Raw genomic sequence first — 24,438 nt, 5'->3', positions numbered from 1 at the left:
CCGGCCTTCACCCCCGCGTCGATCGGCCGCTCGCGGCGTTCGACATTTTCCCCGGAGATTTTTTCCGGCAGCGTACTGTGACGCCGGTCACGGGGAGGAAGGGTGTCCGCGACGGGTGACGACCTGGGCCCGGGGCGGCGGCAAGGCGATCCGGAGGCCGTGGGCGCGGGACTGCCGGACGGATACTGGGCCGGGGTCATGCGCGACGCGACGTGCGCCGACGACGCCGGCCCGGCTGGACGTCGAGATCGGCGAGCCGGCCACGCTGGGCGCCCTGCTCGGCGTGCTCGCGCAGCGGTATCCCGCTTTGGAGCGGCGGCCCCTCGGCGTCGTTGCGCGACCGTGGCGAGGTGGGGATCATCCCGTCGGTCGCCGGAGGCCGGCCCCTTCGACCTCGGCGAACAGCGCCGCCGCGCGCGCGGCCGTCGCCGTTGCGCGCAGGCCGGTGGTGACCAGGGCCAGAACGAGGACACCGGCACCGAGCGCGGCCACCAGCCACCAGATGCCGGCACCGGCGCCGGCGAGTGCGACGCCCAGGGTGGTGCCGGTCTGGCGCCCGGCCGAGGCCAGCGAGCCGGCCACCCCGGCCATCGACGCCGGCATCCCGGAGACGGCCGAGTTGGTGATCGGCGGGTTGACCGCGGCGAGGAAGACGCCGAACAGCAGGAAGTCCGCGAGCACGAGCGGCAGCGGCGTCGCCGGGCCGAGCCACGCCGACGCGGTGCCGCCCAGTGCCAGCGCGACCCCGGCGACGACCAGCGGCAACCGCGGCCCGCGCGTGCCGACCAGCCGTCCCACCCGCGGGGACAGGAAGAGGACGAGCACGCCGACCGGGAGGAGGCAGAGCCCGGCGTCGAGGGCCGGGAGGCCGCGGACGTCCTGCAGGTACTGCGTCGTGAGGAACAGGAACGCACCGAACCCGCAGAGCGCGCACAGCGCCGTGGCGATCGCGCCGCTGAACGGGACGCTGCGGAAGAGGCGCAGCTCGAGCAGCGGATCGGCGCGGCGCGGCTCGTGGCGCAGTAGCGCGAACGCGGCGAGCCCGGCGACGACCAGCAGGCCGAGGGTCATCGGCGACCGGCGCGCCTCGATGATCGCCGCCACCACGCACCCCAGCACGAGGACGACGAGCAGCTGCCCGACCGGGTCGAACCGGCGGGCCCGGGCCGCGCGGGACTCCGGCACGAACACGGCGGTGGCGGCGATCGCGACGGCGATGATCGGCACGTTGACCCAGAAGACGGCCCGCCAGCCCAGCCCGTCGACGAGCACCCCGCCGAGGATGGGACCGAGCGCGAGCGCCAGTCCGGACATCGAGCCGAACACGCCGATGGCGCGGGCGCGGGCGGCCGGCTCGGGGAAGGTGGTGACGACGATGGCCAGCGCGACCGGGTTGAGCATGGTGCCACCGACGGCTTGGACGGCACGGGCGGCGATCAGCCAGCCGATGCCGGGCGCCACGCTGCACAGCAGCGACCCGAGCCCGAAGACGGTGAGGCCGGTCAGGAAGACGCGCTTGCGCCCGAACCGGTCGGCGGTCGACCCGGCGAGCACGAGGAACCCGGCCAGCACCAGCGTGTAGGCATCGACCGTCCACTGTAGACCTTCGGTGGACGCGCCCAGGTCGCGGCGGAGCGACGGCAGGGCGACGGTGACGATCGAGATGTCCATGACCGCGACGACGACGCTGGCGCAGCAGATGGCCAGAACCGGAATTTTCATGTCACCGACGGTAGGATTTAGAGCGTGCTCGAAGTCAAACCGATCCCCGAGGCCGGCCTGACCATCGCCGAGGCGGCGCGGCGCACCGGGGTCAGCGCGCACACGTTGCGGTACTACGAACGCGCCGGCCTGGTGGTGACGCGCGTCGACCGCACCTCCGGCGGGCGGCGGCGGTATCGGCAGCTGGACCTGGACTGGATCAAGATCTGCACCAAGCTGCGGGCCACCGGGATGCCGATCAAGGTGATCCGGCGGTACGCGGAGTTGGTCAGCGCCGGGCGGGGGAACGAGGCGGAACGGCTGGAACTGCTCGAGGCGCATCGGGGTGAGGTGCTGGCCCGGTTGGCCGAGCTGGAGGAGAACCTCAAGCTGATCGACCGGAAGATCGGGGTCTACCGGGGGCGGCTGGAAGCCGGGGATGCCGATGGGCTTTGGGCGCCCGGAGCTTGAGACCCGGGTTCAGAACAACGTCGCCTGCGCCGGTTCCTCCGGAGGCTGCTGTCCTCGCCGCCCGTTCAGCGCGAACTTGTCCTCGATCTCCTTGCTCGGCTCCGGGAACCCGTACTTCGCGATCAACGGCCGGATCCGGGCCCCGATCTCGTGCCGGTACGACGTCTCCGAGCCCGACGAGTACAGCCGCGTGTACTCCGCCACCAACGACGGATGCGTCCGCCGCAGCCAGGCGAAGAACACGTCCTTCACCGCGCTGGACAAGTACAGCGGGTGGTACAGCACATCCGTCGCCCCCGCCGAAGCCACCGCGGCCACCAGGGACTCCAGCTGCGCCGGCGAATCCGACAGGTGCGGCAGGATCGGCGACAGGAACACCGTGCACTCGAGCCCCGCGTCGCGGATCGCGCGGACCGTGGCCAAGCGGGCCGTCGTCGTGGCCGTGCCGAACTCCACCGACTGCTGCAGCTCCTCGTCCAGCATCGACAACGACACGCCCAAGTGCACCGTCGTCCGCTGGGCGGCCTTGGCCAGCAGGTCGAGGTCGCGGCGGATCAGCGGCCCCTTCGTCAGGATCGAGAACGGCACCCGGTGCCCGGTCAGCGCGTCGATGATGCCGGGCATCAGCTCGTACCGGCCCTCCGCGCGCTGGTACACGTCCGTGTTCGTGCCGAACGCCACGCGCGGAGGGAGCTTCCTCTTCCGTGCCAGCTCGTTGCGCAGCACCTCCACGATGTTCGTCTTGACGATGATCTCGTTGTCGAAGTCGCCCGCCACGTTCAGGCCGAGGCGCGTGTGGGTCGGCCTCGCGAAGCAGTACTGACAAGCGTGCGTACACCCCCGGTACGGGTTCATCGTGTACTCGCCCGGCAGCATGCGCGCGTCCGCCGGGACGTGGTTCAGCGCGCTCTTCGCGAGCACCTCGTGGAACGTCACGTCCCGGAACTCCGGCGTGCGGACACTGCGCACGAACCCGGTCAGCCGGGCCAGGCCCGGCAGCGTTCCCTCGTCGACCCGGTCCGTGCGCTGGCCGCTCCAGCGCATCGCGTCTTCACTCACCCCGACGAGCATGCCCGGCCCGGGGAGGCCGGGCTAGCCGGATTCGGACATGACCGCTAGAGCGCCTCGCCCCACTGCCCCGGCCCGGACACGTGCCGCGGGTCGGTCACCGCGTGGTAGCCGCCGTGGACGAACACCAGGGCCGGCGCGTGCCGGTCGTGGCCCGTGGCCAGCACCTCGCCGACGACCAGCGTGTGGTCGCCCAGGTCGAACTTCTTCGCCAGGGCGCACTCCAGCCAGCTCGCGCCGTCCAGCACGAGCGCCCCGGTCCGCTCCCCCGGCTCCGCCTCCAGGACAGCAATTTCGGAGACGCGCGACGCACGCGGGCCGGCGAACCGCCGGGCCACGTCCCGCGCGTCGGCCGGCAGGATCGACACCACCCACCGGCCGGTTTCGAGGAGGTCCGCCAGGAACGCCGACTCCTTGCGGAACGACAGCGAAACCAGCGGCGGGTCGAGGGAGATCGACCCCAGGGAGTTGACGGTCACGGCGTCGTGCCGCCGGCCGCCGGGGGTGTCGCGGTAGGTCGTGGCGACGCACACCCCCGTCGCGAAAGTCCGCATCGCGCCACGCAGGTCGGGTGCCGTGGTCATCACAACGCCTGCGGGAACGAGAAGAACCGGTCGGGGTCGTACCGGCGCTTGACCTCGGCGAGCCGGCCGGCGTTCGGGCCGTAGTAGGCACCCCGCCAGTCCTCGAGGTCCGGATCGGTGAAGTTGACGTAGGACGCGTCCGGCGCGAACTCGCCCGTCTCGGCGTGCAGCTCGTGCAGCCAGTCCAGGTTCGCCGCGACCACTCCGGGCGTGTCCCGCTCGGCCCACGACGTGTCCAGGCTCAGCAGGAACTTCGTGTCCCGGTGCGGGAACGCGGTGTCCGCCACCGGGACGCGGCCGATCGCCCCGCCCCACGCGAACAACGCCGCTCCGGCGCCGTCGGGGTTGCCGCTGCCGGGCCACTTCTCGACCGCCCGGACGAGTGCCTCCAGCCCGGCGTCCGCGATCGCGTGCGGCGTGCACCGCGTGCGGACCGCGAACGCGCCGCCTTCGCTGCTGTGGTGCAGGAAGGACGCCGCGTCCCAGAAGTCCCGGTCTTCGATGTCGACCCGGTCGGGCGCCGCGACGGCGAACGCCGGCGCCAGCAGCTCCCACAGCTCCGAGGCCGGGCCGAGGTGGTGGCCCACCACGGACACGGCGCCGTCTTCGCCCGCCGATCGCGCGATGCCGATCCGCGCCGAGAACTCCTCCGGCGCGGCGAGCATGATCTCCTGCATCACCGCGAGGACCTCGACCGCGTGCGGCCACGCCCAGAGCACGACGCACGTCGAGCCGGCCGGCGCCGGGCGCGCCTGGAACGTGAAGGCCGTGTTCACGCCGAAGTTGCCGCCCCCGCCGCCGCGGCAGGCCCAGAACAGGTCCGGGTTCTCGGTGGCGGATGCCGTGACGACCCGGCCGTCCGCGAGCACGACGTCGGTCGAGACCAGCGCGTCGCACGTCAGGCCGTGCGCGCGGGAGATCGTCGTGACGCCGCCGCCGAGGGTCAGGCCGCCGATGCCGACGGTGTCGGAGTTGCCGAGCGGGAACGTCAGGTCCCACGGCCGCAACCCCGCGTAGAGCGCCTTCATCGGGGTGCCGCCGCCGACGGTGACCCGCCCGGAACCGCGGTCGACGCGGATCCCGGACAGCCGCCCCAGGTCGAGCACCAGGCCGGGCCCCGCGGAGTGGCCCGCGTAGCTGTGCCCGCCACCGCGGACCGTCACCGGCACCGACTCCGCGCGGGCCCACCCGACGGCGCGGGCGACGTCGCCCGCGCTCGTCACGGTGAGCACCGCCGCGGGGCGGGTGGCGGCGAACCGCCGGTTCACCGGCGACACGGCGGCGAAGCCGGGGTCGCCGGGGAACCGGAGTTCGCCGAGGCCGCGCAGGCCGTCCCAGGCGGTCATGACGCGACCGCCTCGGCGACCTCTTCGAGGTAGGAGACGCCGGTGGCCGCGTGCTCGCCGTAGCGTTCCCAGACCTCGCGCAGCACCAGGGTGCCGCCGTGCCACTGCGGGGTGTTGGTGCTGTGCCCGGCGATCACCTCGCCGCTGGCCAGGACCATCGTGTAGGCCAGCCGCAGGACGCCGCCGGCGTCGCACGTGCCGGTCACCGTGCCGCGCAGGACGTGCCCGCCCTCGAACTCCGCCCACACCAGGTCGCCGTGCTGGCGGTACTCCGCGTAGGTGCCGTCGCCACCGCCCAGCGTGCGGAAGCGGCGGCCGTCGTAGTGGATGCTCATTCGTCCACGTCCAGGAGTCCGGCCGGCATCGCCAGCGTGGTGCCGACGGGCGGCGGTGCGATCTCGACGGCGTCCACCTCGACCAGCGAGGCCGCGTGGGCGAGCCGCTGGCGGCAGGTGTCGGCGTCGCCGGCCTCGCACACGACGAACGAGTGGCGGGCGATGTAGCCGCCCGGCGGCAGCCGCAGCGTGGTGCCCGGCTCGACCATCGGCGACGCCATGACCAGCCCGGGAGCCTCCCACGGCACCTCGACCGAGTGCACGACGCAGTCGTGGTCCGGGTAGCCGAACCCGATGCCGGCGACCCCGGACCGCGTCGGGGTGACGTCCGGGCGCTGGCCGGTGGCGACGTCGAACAGCACGCTGCCCGGGTCGATGCCGGTGGCCGTCTTGCCGAGCAGCGGGATGAGGTCGCCGCCGAGCCTGCCGTTGATCTCGATGATCACCGGGCCGCGGGCGGTCAGCCGGACCTCGGTGTGGGTGATGCCGTTCTCGATGCCGAGCACGCGGTGGGACTCGGCCAGGACGTGCAGCAGTTCCTCGTCGCGCAGCAGCGGGTCGGCCGAGTCGACGAGGTGGCCGGTCTCCTCGAAGAACGGCGGCATCCCGGTGCTCTTGCGGGCGACGAACATCGGCAGGTACTCGCCCTTGTGGACGGCGCCGTCGATGCTGATCTCCGGGCCGTCGGCGAAGCCTTCGATGATCGCGCCGCCGCGGAAGGGCTCGTCGCCGACGAGGCTGGCCTCGTGGGCGACGCGGTAGGCGGCATCGAACTCCCCCGCGTCACGGGCGAGGGAGACACCCATGCTCGCGCCGAGCGCGCGGGGCTTGACGACCACGGGGAAGCCGATGCGGGCGACCGCCGCGCGGGCGTCGTCGAGGTCGATGGCCAGGTGGAAGCCGGGCTGGGGCAGGCCGGCGGCGGTGAGCCGGACGCGGCAGCTGTGCTTGTCGCGGCAGCCGTGCACGCCGGGGATGCTCAGGCCGGGCACGCCGAACTCGTCGGCCAGCTCGGCCGCGGGCATGACCAGCGGCTCGTCCCAGCAGAGCACGCCGGCCACGGTGTACTGCGTCGCCAGCTCACGGGCGGTCTCGGCGAGCAGCGCGTGGTCGAAGACGTTGACCACGGTGATGTCGTCGAAGTACTCGTGCTGCCAGGTCGGCTTGAGGTTGTTGATCAGGACCAGCCGCAGCCCGGCTTCGCGGGCCCGGTCGGCCACGGAGCGGACGAGGTATTCGCGGTAGAGCTTGAGGCCGCTGCCGATGACGAGCAGCGCACCCGGGTTCGAGGTCATCGAAAGTCCTTTCGGGTCAGAGGAGGGAAGGCTGGGTGGCGAGCTCGGCGACGACGGCGTCCGCGGCCAGCGGGGCGGTGCGGAAGCCGTCGGCGCCGCTGGCCGGGCGGGCCCAGGCGGCGGGCCCGATGCGGACGAAGCCGGTCTCGTCACCTTCGGCGGTGGCGTAGTGGCAGTGCTTGACGCGCACGACGTCGTAACCGTCCACATCGGACACGATGCCGGCGGCCAGTACGCGGGCCGCCCAGCCCGCGTTGTCGTCGGGGCCGGACAGGGTGGGCACCTCGCGCCGGACGGCGTCGGTGCTGACCTTGAGCAGCGTGCCCGCCACCGAGGGCAGCAGCCACGCCCGCCCGTCGGCACCGATCCCGCCCGCGGTGGGCGTCGCCGCCCAGGCGTGGGCGAGCGCGGCGGGCGGACGCAGGTAGACCATCGTCTGCCGGTGCAGCGCGACCGGCTGGTCGACCAGCGCCGCGGTCCAGGGCCCCGCGGCGACGAGGACGGCCTCGCCGGTCACGGTCGTGCCGTCGGCCAGGTGGACTTTCGCCCGGTCCGCGTCGATGGCGACGGCTTCCCGGCCCGGCCGCAGTTCGGCGTCCGGGTGGTGCCGCAGCCAGCGCGCGGCGGCGTGCAGCACGCGGTCGGCGAGCAGCGTCCCGGCGTGCGGCTCGAACACGGCGCCGCTGCCCCGCGGGAACCCGATGAGGGGGTAGGCGGACGGGTGCACGATCCGGATGGGCACCCCGGCGGCGGACGCGGTCGAGACGGCTGCCGGCACGAGACCGGGCGGCAGGGCCTGGAGCACCCCGACGCGCCGGTAGAGGCCGGCCCCCGGCAGGTGGTCGCAGAGCAGCATGTCGAGCTCCCGCCACCGCCGGTGCAGCTCGGCGGCCCGCCGCGTGGCGGCCCGGTCCCCGACGACGAGCGCCCGCAGCGCGCGGTGCTGGTCGAAGGAGGTGGACCCGGGGTGCGGCACGGGGCCGCGTTCGAGCAGCACGACGCGGTGCCCGGCGAGGACGCACTGGATCGCGGTGAGCAACCCGGTGATCCCCCCACCGACCACGACAACCCGCAGGCTGCCCCGCCGAGCGGAGCGGCCGGCCCCGAACGCGGCAACGGCGGAGCGCGGGGCGTTCGCCGCGGCGAGGGTGCTGCCGAGCAGCCCGTCGTGCCCGGCGCCGGCCGGGAGGCCGGCCGGAGACAGTGGCTCGCCCAGCCCCATGCTGGGCACGGCGACAGTGGATTCCGGCAGGGTGGCGGTCCCCGCGACCATCGCGGTCGCACCCGTCTCGCCTGGCAGGGTGGTGGGCCCACCGGACCCGGCGAGAACGCTTGCCTGCCGAGTACCAGCGCCCACCTCGCCCGGCGAGGTGGGCGCCCCACCCGACCCGGCGAGCTCACCCGCCTGCCGAGCACCGGCGCCCGGCAAAGTGGCGGTCCCACCGGCCCCGGCAAGCACACCCGCCTGCCGAGTACCAGCGCCCGTCTCACCCGGCAAGGCGGCAGCCCCACCGGACCCGGCGGTCGCCGGCCGGTGAGTCCGCGACACCGCTCTACCCAGGTCACCCCGGCCCGCACTGGCCTCCAGGCCCGCGCGAGTCACCGCGCCGCCCGGAGCGTCCCGGCCGGCGCCGGGCGCGGCGATCGCCGCGCCCGGCAACGTGTTCGCGCTCATCGGTCGCTCCCCGCCGGATGCAAGCGGGGCAGGGCCGCCGGCGTGAACGATTCCGCGTCCACTCCCGCGTCCTCCCCCAGCGCCTGCTCGGCCAGGTCCACCAGGATCGGCGCGGCCCCGCGCAGCAGCCGGTCGACCTCGAAGCAGAAGTCGCCCGCGTTCGCGCCCGTCACCTCGCGGCCGTCGAGGCGAGCCAGCTGCTCCGCGATCGTCTCCGCCGCGCGGTTCAGGCTGAACCCCGCCAGCTCGTACGACGCCGCGAACCGCTCGGCCATCCGCGCGGCCGCGCGACGCGATCGCGAGGACACCGGCAGCGGGCCGATCCCAACCCACCGGTTCACCTTGTCCGCCAACCGGTTCCACGGGGAAACGAGCCGCGTCGAGGTCACCCGGGACAGGCCGTCGCGGGTGAAGCTCGTGCGCTGGTGCTCCGGGCTCGTCGCGGCCAGGTGGAACCGGATCAGGTCGCGCGGCACCTCGGCGGCCAGCTCCCGGCTCCACACCACGTGCCCGCGGCTGGTGGAGAACTTCCGGTGGTCCAGCTCGTAGAACTCGTTGGTGAGGTAGCGCGTCGGCAGGTCGTACCGACCGTCCAGCGCCAGGAGCATCGCCGGGCCGGCGATCGCGAACGGGTAGATGTTGTCGAACCCGAGGAAGTACACGATCTCCGAACCCGCGCCGGCCAGCCACAGGGCGTCCTCCGACGAACCGGCACCCGAGCGCTTCTCCGCGGCCAGCGCGGTGGCGTGCATGCTCCACGCCATCGGCTCGGCGTTCGGGTTGACGCGCTGCCCCGCGACCTCGGGGAAGGGCACCTCGATGCCCCACGAGGTCGGGTACGTCACCGGGAAGTCCGGCAACGGCTTCGCCAGCATCGCCGCCATGGCCTGCGCCATGTGCGGCCGCATCCCCGAAGCGTGCGCCTCGAAGTGCGCCTGCAGCTGCGCCCGGTACTTCTCGACGGGCAGCACCAGCACGTCGGCTTCGCGCAGCACCACGGGGTCCGCCGGGTCCAAAGTGGACCGGACGTCCAGCAGGTCCCCGGCGGCGACCAGCTGCCCGCAGCTCTCGCACAGCCCCGCGCAGCCCTCGGCGAGACACTCCGGGCAGCTGCCGGACGCGAAGCCGTCCACCAGGAACTCACCCGACCGCGACGAGTACGGGAACTTCATCGTGCGCAGTTCCAGCTTGCCCGCCGAGTACAGCCGGCCGACGAAGTCGACGACCCACTTGGTGAACCGGTCGTCGTCGCCGGTGTAGCCGTCGACGCCGATGCCCATCGCCTCCAGGCTGGCGGAAATCTGCGCCGCCGACGTCGAGACCAGCTCCGCCGGGGTGACCCCGCGCCGGTGCGCGGTCGTCACCACGAACGTCGAGGTGTCCTGGAACCCCGTGCCCAGCAACACTTCCCGGCCCTGCGACCGGGCGTAGCGGGTGTGCACGTCCGCGGCCAGGAACGGGCCCGCGATGTGCCCGAGGTGCAGGTCGCCGTTCGCCGTCGGGGCGGGCGAGATGACGACCGTGCGGGCGTTCATGACACGCCTGCTTCGTGCCGGGAGGTGAAGCGGTCCGCCATCTCGGTGTCCCACCACACGCCGTAGTACTCGAAGTCCGCCGTGCCCCGGTTGGTGACGCAGTGCGTCGAGCCCGGGGGCAGCCGGACGACGTCGCCGGCGGTGAAGGGGTGCGGCTCGTCGTCCACGACCAGGGTCGCGGTGCCCGAGACGGCGATGAAGATCTCGTACTCGTGGTGGGAGTGCGCGGTGGAGGTGGTGCCGGGACGCAGGACGCACCAGGCACCTTCGAACGGCGCGTTGAGCTCCGGCCAGGGCAGCAGCCGCTGCGAGTCGAGCCCGTACGCGCGCTCCAAGTGGTCGCGGTCGAGCCGGCGGATGTCGATCACACCCCCACCCCCACGGACTCGTCGGAGCGGCGGCGGTCTTCGTCGGGACCCGTGCCCGTGACGCGGCGCTCGACGATGTCCCCGGCGATCTCGGCCGACCGCTGGGCCAGCACGCTGATCAGCGAGTCCGAGATGCCGTGCGTCGCCTCGTTGACGCCCTGCAGGTACAGCGCGCCGTGAGCACCCTCGCCGAGGTCGGCGCGGTAGCGGCGGTTGACGGAGACGCCGTCCAGGCCGATCGACTCGGCCAGGCCGCGGACCATCGACGGCATCCGCGGGTCGAAGCCGGTGCCGAGGAACACCGCGTCGCAGCGGATCTGCTCGACCGTGCCGTGCTTGAGGTCGCGGACGTCGAGGACGATCTCGTCGCCGTCGGCCCGGGAGCCGACGACGTCGGCGGAGCCGCGGATCGTCGAAACGGGCTGACCGAGCATCTTCTGCTTGTAGAGCATCGTGTAGAGCTCTTCGAGGAACGGCCCGGCCAGGCCGCCGTAGTTGGTCAGGTGCATCTCCTCGAGCACCTTCGCGCGGGCCTCTTCCGACATCGTGAAGAACTCGTCCACGAAGGACGGGAAGAACAGCTCGTTGACGAACTTGCTGGTCTGGTAGTCCTTGAGGGCGATCGCGCGCAGCAGCAGCGTCGGCGACGAGCCCGGCGCCTCCTGGTGCAGGGCCATGAACATCTCGGCCGCGCTCTGGGCACCGCCGACGACGACCGGCCGCAGCGGCTTGCCCGGGCGGGCCAGCCCCACGGTCTCGGCGACCCGGGTGCTGAACTCGGTGCTGTGCACGACGCGCTCGGCCGGCAGCCCGCGGAACACCTCCGGCACGTGGGCGTCGCGGCCGCCGCCGATGACCAGGTCGCGGCAGAGGATCGTGTCGCCGTCGGACAGCGGGACGGTGAAGCCGAGCACCTGGCCCGACTCCGAGTGGATCGGCAGGACCCGCTCGGCGCGGGCGTTGTAGCGCACCCGGACCTGCTCCAGCGAGTCGGCGACCCACTGCAGGTAGGCCGAGATCTGCCAGCGGAACGGGTTGAAGGTGCCGAGGTTGACGAACTCGTCGAGCTCGCCGCGCTCGTACATGAAGTTGAGGAAGGAGAAGCGGCTGCGCGGGTTGCGCAGGGTGACCAGGTCCTTCACATAGGACACCTGGCTGCGCGCCCACGGCAGCATCAGGTTGCGCTGCCACTTCACGTCTTCGTACTGTTCGAGGACCATGGCGCTCCGGGCCACGCCGGCCCGGCCGCACTCCTCGAGGGCCACGGCCAGCGCGAGGTTCGCCGGGCCGGCCCCGATCATCAGGACATCCACTTCGTGGACGGTCATGGCTGTCTTCTTTCCTGATCGACGTGCGGCGCGCCGGGTCACGGCGCGCCGCACGGAGCTACTTGCTGACGGTGACGCTGAAGAGGTCGAGCTCGCGGAACTGGGTGGGCTGGACGTTGTGCAGCCGGGACGCCCAGGCGGCGGTGCCGGACTGCCACCAGATGGGGATGGTCGGCATGTCCTGCAGGACCAGCTTTTCGGCCTGCTGGTAGAGCGCCTGGCCCTGCTTCTGCGACGGGGCGGCGTCGGCCTGCTTGAGCAGGTCGTCGACCTTCGGGTTCGAGTACTGGCCGACGTTCGAAGCCGCACCGGTGCGGAAGAGCGGGTTCAGGAAGTTCTCGATCGAGGGGTAGTCCGCGACCCACGCCGAGCGGTAGATGCCCGTGACCGTCCGGTTGTTGAGCTGCTTGCGGAAGTCACCCAGCGTCGTCTGCGGGGTGAACTTGCAGGTGTGGCCCAGCGAGGCCTGGATCTGCTTGCAGATGACCTCCATCCACTCCTGGTTGCCGGAGTCGATGTTGGACGTCAGCTCGATGTCACCCTGGAAGCCGGACGCGTCGAACAGCTGCTTGGCCTTCTGCGGCTGGTAGGTGCACAGCTCGCCGCACTGGTTGTCCAGGTGGCCCTGGACGTTCGGGGCGACCAGGCCGTCGGCCGGGGTGCGGCCGCCGTTGAAGACCTGCTGGATCAGGGCCTTCCGGTCGATCGCCATGGAGATGGCCTGGCGGAACTGCGGGCTGTCGTAGCGCTTGTCGAACAGCGGGAACGCGATCGCCTGGTAGCCGAGGTAGGTGTAGGTCTTGCGCCGGTCCTCGGGCAGGTCCTTCTTGATCTTGCCGCCCTGGGTGGAGGTCCACGGCGTGAACGACAGGAAGTCGAGCTTGTTGGCCAGGACGTCGGCGTAGGCCTTGTCCAGGTCGGTGTAGAAGCGGAAGTCGATGCCGCCGATGTTCGGCTGCTGGGAGCCGGCGAAGCCGTCGAACCGCTTGACGACGAGGTCCTTGCCCGGCGTGTAGGACTCGAACTTGAACGGCCCGTTGCCGACGGGGTGCGCCTCGAAGGCCTTGCGGTCGGCGAAGAAGCTCGCCGGCATCGGGAAGAACGCCGCGTAGCCCAGCTGGACGCCGAACTCCGAGAACGGCGCGTCGAGGGTGACGGTGAACGTCTTGTCGTCGACGAGCTTCAGGCCCGACAGCTCCTTGGCCGCCGGCAGCGCCGCCGGCTGCTTGCCGTCCGCGGTCGCGTTGTTGACCTGGGCGAAGCCCACGACGTGCGAGAAGTAGCTGGCGCCGGCCATCAGGTTCGGGGAATACGCGGTGTAGTTCCACGCGTCCACGAAGCTCTTGGCGGTCACCGGCGTGCCGTCGTGGAACGTCCAGCCGTCCTTGAGCTTGATCGTCCACACCTTGGAGTCGGTGGTGGTGACCGAGTCCGCGACGGCGTTGTGCGGGGCGGCCGTCTTGGCGTCGTACTCGATGAGGCCGCGGAAGAGCGTGCCCAGCACGCTGATGCCGCCGACCTCGGTGGTGTTGCCCGGCACGAGCGGATTGGCCGGCTCGGTCTCGCTGTAGCTGATGACCGCGTTGCGGTCGATGTTCGCCGCGGCGGGCGCGGCGGCACCGTCCGGCGAGGGAGCGGCGGTGGTGCCGCTCGGGGTGCTGCACGCCGTGAGTGTCACGGCGAGCACGGCGGCCGCGCACACGGCGGCCCGGAGCTTGCGCATCGGTGTCTTCCTTCTTTTCGGGGTGGGGTGGGGGTGGAGTCAGCGCCGGCTGGAGGTGATGCCGAGGGCCAGCGGGAACGCGGGGCGGCCACCGAGGAGGTGGGCACCGGCGGTCTGCAGGATCCGGTCCTGCGCCACGATGTGCTGGCACATCGTGGTGGTGTCGCGCAGCCAGCGGTCCAGCGGCGAAGGCCGGTAGATCGCGGTGGTCTGCACCAGGTCGTACAGGCGGGTGACGATCGACCGGGCGGTGCGGAACGCGTGCCGCCGGGACAGCGGCAGCGCGGCCCGCTCCCGCGGGGTCAGGTCGTCGAGGGAGCCGCCCGCGGACAGGACTTCGTGCTGGCGCCGCAAAGCGCCGTAGACGCCTTCGCGAGCCGCGGCGAAGTCGCCTTCGCAGTCGGCCAGGGTGGTCTGCGTGCGGTAGTCGTCTTCCCGGCCCGCGGAGACGGCCGCGTCCGTGGCGAAGTCGAGCGCGGCGCGGGCGACGCCGAGCGCGACGCCCGGCATGTTCCGCATGTGCACCTCGGGCTGGGCCAGCGGACCCGAGCCCCCGCGCACCTCGGCGAAGGTCAGCGTGTGCTCGGCGGGCACGAACACGTCGGTGATCGTGTAGTCGCAGCTGCCGCTGCCGGCCAGGCCGGTGGTGTGCCAGGTGTCGACGACCTCGACGTCCGCCTTCGGCACCATGAGCAGGATCGAGTCGTGCTCCGGCTTACCGTCGCGGTACAGGAACGCTCCGGAGACGACCCAGTCGGCGTGGGTGACACCGCTGCCGAACTGCCAACGGCCGGTCAAGCGGTAGCCGCCGGGGACGATTTCCGCACGGCCGTTGGGAAAGAGCAGCCCCGCGGTCGCCATGTCCAGGCTCGGGAACATCTCTTCGGCGACGGCGTGGTCCAGGAACGAGGCGTAGAGACCGGTGTCCGACCCGATCATCGCGCACCACCCGACCCCCGGGTCGCCGTAGGCGAGGGCTTCGATCACCTCGGTCTGCTCGATCGACGTCAGCTCGGGACCGCCGTGCGTGCGGGAGAACCCCATCCGGAACACTCCGGCGCCCCGCAGGAGGTCCACGACGTCCGCGGGCAGCCGCCGGGCCTGCTCGATCTCTTCGGCACGATCCCTCAGCACCGGGGCGAGGGCCTGGGCCTTGGCGAGGATCTCCGCCGCGGTTTCCGGCGGGCGGACCGCCAACGGCTCGACTACGGTCATCACATCACTTCCCTCGAGGTCTTCTTCTCGGCTGTGGAAGTGATTGAAGCCAGCGGTTTAATTGATGGAAACGGTTGTCCGTCAAGGAAAATCAACGGGGCGCAAAACCGAAGTGGACAGGGCCGCGACGGAAGCTCCGCCGCGGCCCTGTCCAGGGGAAGAATCAGCCGGTCACGGCGCTGTTGACGGCGCCGAAGTCCAGCCCCCCTTCCAACGCGGTGTAGGTGCCCTGCTCCAGCAGTTCCACCGCCGCGCGCTGGGCGACCGCGTAGGCGGCCTGCGCGATCGCCGTGCCGACGCTGATCCGGCGGACGCCGACCGCTTCCAGCTCCGCCACCGTCGGGGCACCCGGCCACACCATGACGTTCACCGGCAGCGGGCTCTCCTTGACGAGGACGCGGAGCGTCTCCAGGTCGACCAGGCCCGGCACGAACAGGCTGTCCGCACCCGCCGCGGCGTAGGCGCCCGCCCGCGTCAAGACGTCGTCCAGGCGGCCTTCGGGCTCGCCGATGCCGAACAGGTAGACGTCGGTGCGGATGTTGATCCACAGCTCGGGCAGGCCGGCCGCGGTCGCCGCGTCGCGGGCCGCGCGGACCCGCCCGACCTGGGCCGGGACGTCGAACAGCGGACCGCCGGGCGCGGTCGAGTCCTCCAGGTTGACCCCGACCGCGCCGGCCTCGACGACCGCGCGGACGGTCGCCGCGACATCGTCCTCGGCCGGGCCGTAGCCGCCCTCGATGTCGGCGGTCACCGGGACGTCGACGACGCGCACGATCCGGGCGACCAGCTCGGCCATCTCCTCGCGCGTGAGGCCGTGCCCGTCGGGGCGCCCGGCGGACCAGGCGACCCCGCCGCTGGTCGTGGCGATCGCCGGGGCCCCGGCCCGCGCGATGAGGGCCGCGCTGGCGGCGTCCCAGGCGTTCGGCAGCACCAGGGTGCGGTCGGTGTGCAGGGCGCGCAGCCGTTCGGCGAGCCGGTTGGCAGACATCCGTTCTCCTTCTGGGTGTTCAGGCGGCCGGCGTCGGTACGCCGGCGGCGATCAGGTGGGTCGCGGCGAAGGCGCGCCACGGGTGCCAGGCAGCGGCCGAGCGGCCGGCGTCGGCGAAGACGTCGTGCTCGAGCAGCATCGCCTCCACCGTGCGTTCGCCGGCCGGGAAGGCGTCGGCGTGTCCCAGCCGCAGGGCGATCTCCTGGGCGGTGCTCTGCTCGATGCCGGGCAGCGCCGTGAGCGCGGCGGTGCAGTCGGCCAGGCTCGCTCCGGGGTCGAGCAGGGTTTCGTCCGCGGCCACGGCGGCGGCGAAGGTGCGCAGCGTCCGCTCGGTCGTCGCGGACAGCCGGACCCGGGCCAGATCGGCCTGCGCCAGGGTCTCGGCCGAGGGGAACAGGTGCGTCAGGCCGTGTTCGAGGCCCGGCACGGGCGTGCCCGCCGCTTCGACCAGCGCGGCCAGCTGCCGCCGGACCCGAGCGCGGACGCTGTACTGGCTGAGCACGGCTTCCACCGCGACCTCGAAGAAGCCCCAGGCACCCGGCACGCGCAGGCCGGGCCGCTCACGCAGCAACGGGCCGAGGACCGGGTCCCCGGCGAAGGCAGCCTCGGCGGGCGCGATGTCGGCGTCGACCCCGACCATCCGCCCGACGCGGTCGACGACGTGGATGAGGCCCTCCCAGAACGGCATGTGCGCGGTCAGCAGCAGGTGGTCCTCGCCCCCGCGGGACACCTCGATGACGCCGGCCTCGCCGTCGATGCTGATCGTGCGGCGGTAGACGCCGTCGAGCACCGACTCGACGCCGGGGACCGCGCGTTCGGCCAGGAACGCGCTCAGCGCTTCCCAGTGCAACGGCGCCGCGAAGGGCAGCCGCATCATCAGGCCGCCGTCCGCGGCGAGCCGGTCGGTCCGCCGGCGCCGGTTGCGCAGCTCGAGCGGGGACGCGCGGAAGACCAGCTTCATGTCCCGGTTGAACTGGCGCAGGCTGCCGAACCCGGCGGCGAACGCCACGTCCGCGACGGTCAGGTCGGAGTCGTCGAGCAGACGGCGGGCGAAGTGGGCGCGGCGCGAGCGGGCGAGCTGGTCCGGCGTCACGCCGAGGTGGTCGTGGAAGAGCCGGCGCAGGTGCCGCGGCGACACGGCCAGCCGCCGGCCCAGCTCCGCTTCGGTGCCGGTGTCCAGCGCCCCGGCGATGATCAGCTGCACCGCGCGGCAGACGAGCTCCGGCGCGTCCGCCCCGACCGGGCCGGCGACGCGGTACGGGCGGCAGCGCAGGCACGCCCGGAACCCGGCGGCCTCGGCCTCGGCGGCCAGCTCGAACGTCTTCACGTTCTCGGCGAGCGGCTTCGCCCCGCAGCCGGGACGGCAGTAGATGCCGGTCGTGACCACGGCCGAAAAAGTCGTCATGCCCCCGATGGTGGCGATCCGCCCGGGCGGGCGCTAGCCGGATCCGGACACGACCGCGGCAGGAGCGCACGCCGGAAGAAGAAGATGTCCGGATCTGACCAGACTCCGCGGCCCGCGCTCGGCACAGTGGTCCCCGAACGGTGGTGCGCCGATCGCGCACCGCACAACAGAGAGGTTTTCCCATGCTGGCGAAGGTGTTCCCCATCCCCCTCAAGCCGGGCAAGCAGGCCGAGGCCGAGGCGCTCGTGCACGAGTTCGCGCCGCTCGGCCCCGGGCAGGAGGACGGCACCGTGTCCTTCCGCGTGTACCGCGACCCCGCGAAGCCGGACTTCCTGCTGTTCGTCGAGCACTTCGCCGACCAGGCCGCCTACGACGCGCACACCGGGTCGGCCGCGTACAAGGAACTGATCGCCGGCAAGTTCGCCGACCTGATCACCGAGTTCGTCGAAATCGACCACGAACTGATCGTCGGGCTCTGATTTCCCCGTCGCCCGGCCGGATGCAGCAATCGCTGCGTCCGGCCGGGCGCGGGCAGTGCGAATTCCGCGACAACGGCGTCACGCTCCGAGCACCGACGTTGTCCACGTCACGCGAGAATTGATTTTCCGGCGGAAACAACTCTGCCGGTCAATCGTCCGGACAGCTGCAATGAGGAAGCCGGCACCCGAGAAGTGGTGCGGCACACCCCAACGCATGCCTCTGGAGGCTCGGCCGTGACCACCACCGAAAAACCCGCCGGCGTACTGGCCGTCCTGCGCCGGACGCCCACGCCCGTCCGCTATCTGCTCGGCGGCGTGCTCGTCAACCAGCTCGGCGCGTTCGTCCAGACGTTCATGGTGCTGTACCTGGTCTTCCGCGGCTTCTCCGCGGGGCAGGCGGGACTCGTCCTCGCGGCCTACAGCATCGGCTCGGTCCTCGGCGGCCTGGCCGGCGGCGAGCTCGTGCACCGCATCGGCCCGCGGGCCACCATCACCGCCGCGATGTCCGGCTCGGCCGTGATCCTCGCGCTCGTCCCGTTCTTCGGACGGCCCGAGCTCATCGTCGCGCTGATGGCCGCGATGCTGCTCGCGGGTCTCGCGACCCAGAGCTACCGGCCCGCGGCCGCCGTCCTGCTCAGCGAGCTGATGCCCGATTCCGACCGCGTCATGGGCTTTTCGATGATGCGGATCGCCCTCAACCTCGGCGCGGCGCTCAGCCCGCTGATCGCGGCCGGGCTGATCCTGCTCGACTGGAACCTCCTGCTGTGGTTCGACGCCTCGACCGCGTTGCTCTACGCGGTCCTGGCGGTGCGGCTGCTGCCCGACCGCCGGGTCGAGCGCGAGGCGGCCGAGCCGGCCGGGAGCGGGACCCGGGCCGCGTACGGGACCCTGCTGCGCGACGGGCGGTTCTGGTTCTTCCTGGCCTCGGTGCTGATCGGGTCGATCATCTACGTCCAGTACACGGTCGCCCTGCCGCTGAAGATCACCGCCGAAGGGCACTCGGCCGGCCTCTACAGCGTCGTGCTCGTGACCGCGTCGGCCGTGCTGATCCTGTGCGAGCTGAAGATCACCTCGTACGTCACGCGCTGGCCGGGTCACGTCGCCGCCACGGCCGGGACCGTGCTGATGGGCCTCGGGGTCGCCGGGTTCGGTCTCAGCGGCGGCTCGGCGGTCGCGCTCGTCGTGTGCACGGTCGTGTTCGTCTTCGGGATCATGATCAACGGGCCGACGATGTTCGCCTACCCCTCGACGTTCCCCGCCGCCGTCAAGGCCCGCTACATCAGCGCCCACCAGGCGACCTTCGGCCTGGGCATGGCCCTCGGGCCGCTGTTCGGCGTGGCCGCGTGGGTCGCGCTGGGCAACGGCGTCTGGTGGCTGTGCGGCGCGCTCGGCCTGGTGGCGGCGCTGTGCGCCCTGCTCGGGATGACCGCCCGCCGCGCCACCCCCTGAAGTCCCGAACCCCGACGGCCGTCCGCTGCGCGCGGACGGCCGTCGAGTGTTGTCACAAATCACCGAAATGCCGCAAACGAGCATCGGAAAATGATCAACCGACCGTCCGAGAAATGCACGAACGGGCTAACGAGACCGCCAGACAGCGGAAGAGACACCGGCCGCGAAGAGCGACGCTGAGTGAGTGAGGGGAAGGGGATTCACATGGGCAGACCAGAAAAGCCCGTCAACACCTCCGGTGGCATCGCCACCCAGTTCGCTCGGGAATTGCGCGAACTGCGGGCCCGGGCGGGCAACCCGACCTACCGCGAAATGGCCCGGTCGGCGATGTTCTCGTCGTCGGTGCTCTCCAGCGCGGCGAGCGGCAACCGGATGCCGTCGCTGCAGGTGACGCTCGCCTTCGTCGCCGCGTGCGGTGGCGACGACGAGGCGTGGCGCCGGCACTGGCACGCCGCGACGAGCGGGTATACCCAGCCTCCGTTCGGGGGGCGCAAGAGAAGACCGGCGTTGTTCCAGCGGCGCGGCACCCCGCCGCATCCGGCGCAGCTACCGCAGCGCCCCCGGGGGTTCACCGGCCGCACGGCCGAGCTGGCCTGGCTGCGGTCACCGCGCGACACCCCGCTGGTGATCAGCGGCCCGGCCGGGGTCGGGAAGAGCGACCTCGCGCTGCACTACGCGCATTCGATCGCGACGGAGGAGACCGACGGGCAGCTCTACGCCGACCTCGGCGGCCTGCGCCACGGCGGCGGCGCTCCCCCCGTGCCGGCGACCGCCGACGTCCTCGACGGCTTCCTGCGCGCGCTCGGCGTCGACGACGACCAGCTGTCCGGCACGTTCGACCACCGGGCCGGGCTGTACCGCACGCTGCTGGCCGAACGCCGGCTCGTGGTCGTGCTGGACAACGTCCAGGACGAGCAGCAGGTGCGCCCGCTGCTGGCCGAGACCACCACGAGCACGACGCTGCTGGTCAGCCGCAAGCGGTTGCTGGGCCTGCGGGACGTCCACCGGCTGCAGCTGACACCGCTGCCGCGCGGCGACTCGATCGCGATGATCACCTCGGCGCTCCCGCACGTCGCCGTCTCCGCGGGACCCGACCGCGACCGGCTCGCCGAGCTGTGCGGCGACCTGCCGCTCGCGCTCGACCTGGCACTGCGCAAGATCGCCTCGCGGCCGCGGCTGACGCTGCGGCGGGTCGTCGACGAATGGCGCCTGAACGGCAACACCGCGGACTGGCTGAGCGTCGGGGACCTGTCCCTGCGCGACTGCCTGGAGTCGGCCTACCGCACGCTCGGCACGCCGGCGCGGGAGCTGCTGGAGCGGCTGGCGCGGACCCCGCCCGGCGGGTTCGACGCGGTGTCCGCGGCACTGGACGAGCTCGTCGAGGAAATCGCCGACGCCGGCCTGCTCACGCACGCCGACCCGTACCTCGACGGCCACGCGCTGCTCCCGCCCGTGCGCGACTTCGTGCTCAGCACCGTCGAAAGCGGCGGACACGACCTTTCGGCCTTCGCGGGGCCGGTGTCCGCCTAGCACCGGGACGGTCCGGCAACGGCGCCGCCGTCCCCGTCTTCTCATCGAAAGCGCGGGATTGATTGTCCTTTGCGGACAACGCTCCCAGCCAAGTCCGCGATGGCCTGTAATCAGCAGAGCACGGGTTTTTCGCTGACGCAGGCAGGTCGGACTCACCGGTCGTTCCGGCGGAACCCGTTCCCCCACGGATTTCCCGGAAGGACAGGTCATGCTCGACAACGGCATCCCGGTACGGATCCCGCCCACCCCGCGTCCGCCGGGGCCCGGTGTGCACCGACGCTACGCGGCGTATTACGCCATGTCTGCTTCGATCCTGCTGCTCGTCGGCGCGATCTGGCTGTCGACGCAGCTGCGGCCGAGCACGGCGTGGCACGACATCGCGTTGTTCGCGCACCTCGCTTCCCTCATCCTGGGCTTCGGCGCGGTCCTGGTCGCGGACTACTTCTTCGCCCTGTGGGCGTTCGGGCGCGTGCCGTTCGCCGAGGCCGTCCGCAGCGCTTCCCGGCTGCACCTGCTGGTCTGGGGCGGGCTGACGGGCCTGGTGGCCAGCGGCGCGCTGCTGTCCCCGAACCTCGGTTCCCCCGCCACGATCGTGAAGCTGTGCCTCGTCGGGGTGCTCGCCGTCAACGGCGTGCACGCGACCGTGCTGGGCAACCGCATGGCACTGGCCGACGGCCCGGTTTCCTTCCGGCTGCTCGTCCGGGGCGGGCTCACCACCGCGGTTTCGCAGCTGTGCTGGTGGGGCGCCGTCGTCATCGGCTTCCTGAACGCGACGCGATGACCGCGAAGCTGTCCGGATCTGGCCAGACCCCGGACCCCGCGCCCGGGCACCCTGAATTTCCCCGGAGTTCCACGGAGAAAGGGAGAAGAAATGATCGCCAAACTGGTGCGCGCGGTGAGCACGGCCCTGCGTCCGGCCCCGTCGGCCACCACGGTCGCGCAGCGCATCGACGCGGCCCGGTCGCAGCCGGGCTACCTCATGACGATCGAGCTGTTCCGCCTGCGCGGCCTGGGCTGAGCCGGCTCGCTCGCTTCGTCGGCCGTGCGCCTCCGGGCCGGTTCCCACACCGGCCCGAACCTCACCCGCCCGTCCGACGAAACGAGTGAACTCATGACCCACCAACGGCTCCTGATGTGTTCCGCGCGGTATTTCCGCATCGACTACGAAATCAACCCGTACATGCACGTCGGCGTCCAGCCCGATGTCGAAGCCGCCCTCGTGGAACACGAGAACATCGTGGAAGCGCACCTGGCGGCGGGCCGCAAGATCGAGTTCGTCGACGCGGACCCGTCCTGCCCCGACATGACCTACACCGCCAACGCGGCGGTGGTCCAGGGCAACCGCGCCGTGCTGGCGACGCTGCCGGCCGAGCGGGCGGACGAAACCCCGCACCACCGCGCGTGGCTGGAGTCGCACGAGTTCGAGGTGGCGTCGACGCCCTACGCGTTCAGCGGCCAGGGTGACGCGCTGGCGTGCGGTCCCTACCTGCTGGCGGCGCACGGGCAGCGCACGGACGTCCGCGCGTTCCGGACCCTTCAACGGCACCTGAACTACGAAATCGTCCCGCTCCAGACGACGAGTCCCCAGTGGTACGACCTCGATCTGGCGGTGGCGGTGATCCACCAGGGTTCCGTGCTGGCGTACAACCCGGCGGCGCTGGACGCGCCCAGCCTGCGCACGCTGCGGGGGCTGGGCATGGAGCTGATCGAGGTGGCGCCGGCCGAGGCGGCGGCGTTCGCGCTGAACCTGATCAGCGACGGCCGCACGGTGACGATGACCGCCGGAGCCCCGCGGCTGGCGGCCGACCTGCGGTCGCTGGGGCTGGCGGTGACGGAGCTGGACACGACGGAGCTCCGCAAGGGCGGCGGCGGCATCCGCTGCACGGCGCTGACCCTGGACAACCCCGCGTGACGCGTGGTGCCTGGCGGGGGCTGCCCCTCGCCAGGCACCGCGTTCGTCCGTAATGTTCTTTTCCAAAGCCGTCGCACAGCTCGCGCACATCGGTCCCCTACCTTCTCGCGGGAAGGTCGAAGGCATGGAAAAGCCCGCTCCGGCCTACGAAGGCCGCCCGCTGCCCCGGCCGCGGGACGAGGTCGTGGACCAAGGTCTCGGCTTCGACGTCGCAACGCTGCTCGATCGCCGCCGGGCGCTGAGGTTCCTCGGTCTCGGCGCGGCCGGCGCCGTGCTGACCGCGTGCTCCGGCGGTTCCTCCGGCACCACCACGACGTCGTCGTCGGCTTCGGCTTCCGGCGAGATCCCGGACGAGACCGCGGGACCGTACCCGGGCGACGGCTCGAACGGGCCGGACGTGCTCGAGCAGAGCGGCGTCGTGCGCGGGGACATCCGGTCCAGTTTCGGCACCGGCAGCGCCACGGCCGAAGGCGTCCCGATGACGCTGGACCTGGTGGTGGCGGACCTGGCCAAGGGCGGCTCGCCGTTCGCCGGGGTGGCCGTCTACGTCTGGCACTGCGACCGCGCCGGCCGGTATTCCCTGTATTCCCCAGGGATCGAGAACGAGAACTACCTGCGCGGCGTCCAGCTCGCCGACGCCGACGGCCGGGTCCGCTTCACGAGCATCTTCCCCGCCTGTTACGACGGCCGCTGGCCGCACATCCACTTCGAGGTGTACCCCGACCAGGCCGGCATCACCGACGCCACCCAGGCGATCGCCACGTCGCAGGTCGCGTTGCCGCAGAACGTGTGCGAAGCGGTCTACGCCCAGTCCGGGTACGAGCAGTCCACCGCGAACCTCGCGAAGGTGAGCTTGAGCAACGACAACGTGTTCGGCGACGACAGCGGCGCGTTGCAGCTCGCCACGGTGACGGGAGACGTGACGAGCGGCTACCAGGTGACGCTCGACGTCGGAGTGGACACCACGACCAAGCCCTCGGGTGGCGCACCACCGGCGGGCGGGCAGCCGCCGTCCCGCTAGCCGGATCAGGCCGTGGGCGGCAGGACGACGACTTTCCCCGCCAGGGTGCCCGCCGCGGCCTCGGCGTGGACGGCCGGCAGCTCGGCCAGCGGGACCCGCCGGGCGACGTCGACGCGCAGCTCGCCGCCGTCGATCAGCCCTACCAGCTGCGCCAGCTGCCCGGCGTCGCTGCGGACGAACAGGTCCACGCCCCGCACGCCGCGTTCTTCGTCGGCGGGCGCGGGCATCCACACCGTCGTGTTGACCACGACACCGCCCGGCCGGACCAGGGTGACCAGCGCGGCCGGGTCGACCGGCGCGAGGTTGAGCACGACGTCGACCGGCTCGGTCACCGCGTCGGTCACGCGGGTGGTCGTGTGGTCGATGACCTCGTCGGCGCCGGCGGACTTGACCGCCTCGCCGCTGCGCGGGCTGGCGGTGGCGATGACGTGCGCACCGGCCCGCTTGGCCAGCTGCACGGCGTAGCCGCCGACCGCTCCCCCGGCGCCGTTGACCAGCACGCGCTGCCCGGCTTCGAGCTTGCCGTGGTCGAAGAGCGCCTGCCAGGCGGTGAGGCCGACCACCGGCAGCGCGGCGGCGTCGGGCAGCGGCACGCTCTTCGGCGCCTTCGCCAGGATCCCGGCCGGCGCGATGACGTACTCGGCGGCGGCGCCGTCGCCGTCCATCGGCAGGAAGCCGATGACGTCTTCGCCGGCCTCGACGCCGTCGACGCCCTCGCCCAGCGCGTCGACCGTGCCGGCGACGTCGATACCGGGGGTGTGGGGCAGCACCACCGGGATGGGTCCCTGCATGAAGCCGCCGCGGATGTTGCCGTCCACGGAGTTGAACGACGTCGCGGCGACACGGATCCGCACCTCGCCGGCCCCGGGGGCGGGCCGCTCCACGTCCTCGTACCGCAGGACGCCGGGCTCGCCGTACTCGTGGAAACGCACTGCCTTCATCGAAGTCTCGCTTTCACTCTGGCCCAGTTGCTTCGAGTTCGAAGCAACTGAAGGCGACAGTACATCTGC

The 24,438-nt window shown here is 72.2% G+C and carries 23 protein-coding genes; 8 read left to right on the top strand and 15 right to left on the bottom strand.

What is annotated here, in order from left to right; genetic code table 11:
- Positions 1 to 357: 357 nt before the first annotated feature.
- Positions 358 to 1,722, bottom strand: a complete 1,365-nt coding sequence (locus QSK39_RS49760; RefSeq protein ID WP_285484843.1) for an MFS transporter — start codon at positions 1,720 to 1,722, stop codon at positions 358 to 360.
- Positions 1,723 to 1,746: 24 nt separating this feature from the next.
- Between QSK39_RS49760 and QSK39_RS49755 the strand changes: the two genes are divergently transcribed.
- Positions 1,747 to 2,172 (top strand): MerR family transcriptional regulator, encoded by a 426-nt coding sequence (locus QSK39_RS49755; protein ID WP_285484842.1) that lies wholly within the window; start codon positions 1,747 to 1,749, stop codon positions 2,170 to 2,172.
- Between the two features lie 9 nt (positions 2,173 to 2,181).
- Here the strand turns inward: QSK39_RS49755 and QSK39_RS49750 are convergent, their stop codons facing one another.
- From QSK39_RS49750 to QSK39_RS49690, 13 genes are all read right to left on the bottom strand, one after another.
- Positions 2,182 to 3,231, bottom strand: a complete 1,050-nt coding sequence (locus QSK39_RS49750; protein ID WP_285484841.1) for a radical SAM protein — start codon at positions 3,229 to 3,231, stop codon at positions 2,182 to 2,184.
- A 56-nt stretch (positions 3,232 to 3,287) separates the two neighbouring features.
- Entirely contained in the window at positions 3,288 to 3,824 is a 537-nt protein-coding gene (locus QSK39_RS49745) for a flavin reductase family protein (protein WP_285484840.1), read from the bottom strand.
- A complete protein-coding gene (locus QSK39_RS49740) occupies positions 3,824 to 5,170 on the bottom strand; it encodes an FAD-binding oxidoreductase (protein ID WP_285484839.1) in 1,347 nt (448 codons plus the stop codon). The genes QSK39_RS49745 and QSK39_RS49740 overlap by 1 nt, the downstream gene beginning before the upstream one ends.
- Positions 5,167 to 5,505, bottom strand: a complete 339-nt coding sequence (locus QSK39_RS49735; RefSeq protein WP_285484838.1) for an avidin-fold protein — start codon at positions 5,503 to 5,505, stop codon at positions 5,167 to 5,169. Before QSK39_RS49735 ends, QSK39_RS49740 begins: the two co-directional genes overlap by 4 nt.
- On the bottom strand, positions 5,502 to 6,800 hold the full coding sequence (locus QSK39_RS49730; RefSeq protein ID WP_285484837.1) for an ATP-grasp domain-containing protein: 1,299 nt from the start codon (positions 6,798 to 6,800) through the stop codon (positions 5,502 to 5,504). Before QSK39_RS49730 ends, QSK39_RS49735 begins: the two co-directional genes overlap by 4 nt.
- Before the next feature lie 16 nt (positions 6,801 to 6,816).
- On the bottom strand, positions 6,817 to 8,073 hold the full coding sequence (locus QSK39_RS49725) for an NAD(P)/FAD-dependent oxidoreductase (RefSeq protein ID WP_285484836.1): 1,257 nt from the start codon (positions 8,071 to 8,073) through the stop codon (positions 6,817 to 6,819).
- Positions 8,074 to 8,471: 398 nt separating this feature from the next.
- On the bottom strand, positions 8,472 to 10,010 hold the full coding sequence (locus QSK39_RS49720; protein ID WP_285484835.1) for a class I tRNA ligase family protein: 1,539 nt from the start codon (positions 10,008 to 10,010) through the stop codon (positions 8,472 to 8,474).
- Positions 10,007 to 10,378, bottom strand: a complete 372-nt coding sequence (locus tag QSK39_RS49715; RefSeq protein WP_285484834.1) for a cupin domain-containing protein — start codon at positions 10,376 to 10,378, stop codon at positions 10,007 to 10,009. Before QSK39_RS49715 ends, QSK39_RS49720 begins: the two co-directional genes overlap by 4 nt.
- On the bottom strand, positions 10,375 to 11,706 hold the full coding sequence (locus tag QSK39_RS49710; protein WP_285484833.1) for a SidA/IucD/PvdA family monooxygenase: 1,332 nt from the start codon (positions 11,704 to 11,706) through the stop codon (positions 10,375 to 10,377). The genes QSK39_RS49715 and QSK39_RS49710 overlap by 4 nt, the downstream gene beginning before the upstream one ends.
- A gap of 58 nt (positions 11,707 to 11,764) precedes the next feature.
- On the bottom strand, positions 11,765 to 13,429 hold the full coding sequence (locus tag QSK39_RS49705; protein ID WP_285484832.1) for a peptide ABC transporter substrate-binding protein: 1,665 nt from the start codon (positions 13,427 to 13,429) through the stop codon (positions 11,765 to 11,767).
- 39 nt (positions 13,430 to 13,468) lie between these two features.
- Complete coding sequence (locus QSK39_RS49700) at positions 13,469 to 14,644, bottom strand: acyl-CoA dehydrogenase family protein (protein WP_285484831.1); 1,176 nt, start codon at positions 14,642 to 14,644, stop codon at positions 13,469 to 13,471.
- 163 nt (positions 14,645 to 14,807) lie between these two features.
- A complete protein-coding gene (locus QSK39_RS49695; RefSeq protein ID WP_285484830.1) occupies positions 14,808 to 15,632 on the bottom strand; it encodes an isocitrate lyase/PEP mutase family protein in 825 nt (274 codons plus the stop codon).
- A gap of 19 nt (positions 15,633 to 15,651) precedes the next feature.
- Positions 15,652 to 17,037: an AlkA N-terminal domain-containing protein gene (locus QSK39_RS49690; RefSeq protein WP_285484829.1), complete on the bottom strand. Its 1,386-nt coding sequence runs from the start codon at positions 17,035 to 17,037 to the stop codon at positions 15,652 to 15,654.
- Between the two features lie 182 nt (positions 17,038 to 17,219).
- Between QSK39_RS49690 and QSK39_RS49685 the strand changes: the two genes are divergently transcribed.
- From QSK39_RS49685 to QSK39_RS49655, 7 genes are all read left to right on the top strand, one after another.
- Entirely contained in the window at positions 17,220 to 17,516 is a 297-nt protein-coding gene (locus tag QSK39_RS49685; protein ID WP_284750715.1) for a putative quinol monooxygenase, read from the top strand.
- 234 nt (positions 17,517 to 17,750) lie between these two features.
- Positions 17,751 to 18,965: an MFS transporter gene (locus tag QSK39_RS49680; RefSeq protein WP_285484828.1), complete on the top strand. Its 1,215-nt coding sequence runs from the start codon at positions 17,751 to 17,753 to the stop codon at positions 18,963 to 18,965.
- A gap of 204 nt (positions 18,966 to 19,169) precedes the next feature.
- The gene (locus QSK39_RS49675) at positions 19,170 to 20,495 is read left to right on the top strand and encodes a helix-turn-helix domain-containing protein (protein ID WP_285484827.1); all 1,326 of its coding nucleotides are present in this window, start codon (positions 19,170 to 19,172) and stop codon (positions 20,493 to 20,495) included.
- A 298-nt stretch (positions 20,496 to 20,793) separates the two neighbouring features.
- Positions 20,794 to 21,276: a hypothetical protein gene (locus tag QSK39_RS49670; RefSeq protein WP_285484826.1), complete on the top strand. Its 483-nt coding sequence runs from the start codon at positions 20,794 to 20,796 to the stop codon at positions 21,274 to 21,276.
- Between the two features lie 90 nt (positions 21,277 to 21,366).
- Complete coding sequence (locus QSK39_RS49665; protein WP_284750365.1) at positions 21,367 to 21,513, top strand: hypothetical protein; 147 nt, start codon at positions 21,367 to 21,369, stop codon at positions 21,511 to 21,513.
- A gap of 93 nt (positions 21,514 to 21,606) precedes the next feature.
- Positions 21,607 to 22,407 (top strand): dimethylarginine dimethylaminohydrolase family protein, encoded by an 801-nt coding sequence (locus tag QSK39_RS49660; RefSeq protein WP_285484825.1) that lies wholly within the window; start codon positions 21,607 to 21,609, stop codon positions 22,405 to 22,407.
- Positions 22,408 to 22,531: 124 nt separating this feature from the next.
- Complete coding sequence (locus QSK39_RS49655; RefSeq protein ID WP_285484824.1) at positions 22,532 to 23,428, top strand: intradiol ring-cleavage dioxygenase; 897 nt, start codon at positions 22,532 to 22,534, stop codon at positions 23,426 to 23,428.
- Between the two features lie 5 nt (positions 23,429 to 23,433).
- On the opposite strand, the gene QSK39_RS49650 is transcribed toward QSK39_RS49655, so the two are convergent.
- Positions 23,434 to 24,369: an NADP-dependent oxidoreductase gene (locus QSK39_RS49650; protein WP_285484823.1), complete on the bottom strand. Its 936-nt coding sequence runs from the start codon at positions 24,367 to 24,369 to the stop codon at positions 23,434 to 23,436.
- Between the last annotated feature and the right edge of the window lie 69 nt (positions 24,370 to 24,438).

Origin of the sequence: Amycolatopsis sp. NBRC 101858, from assembly GCF_030269325.1 — a bacterium.
GTDB classification, from domain to species: Bacteria; Actinomycetota; Actinomycetes; order Mycobacteriales; family Pseudonocardiaceae; genus Amycolatopsis; species Amycolatopsis ponsaeliensis.
This window is presented reverse-complemented; position numbering and strand designations above follow the sequence as displayed.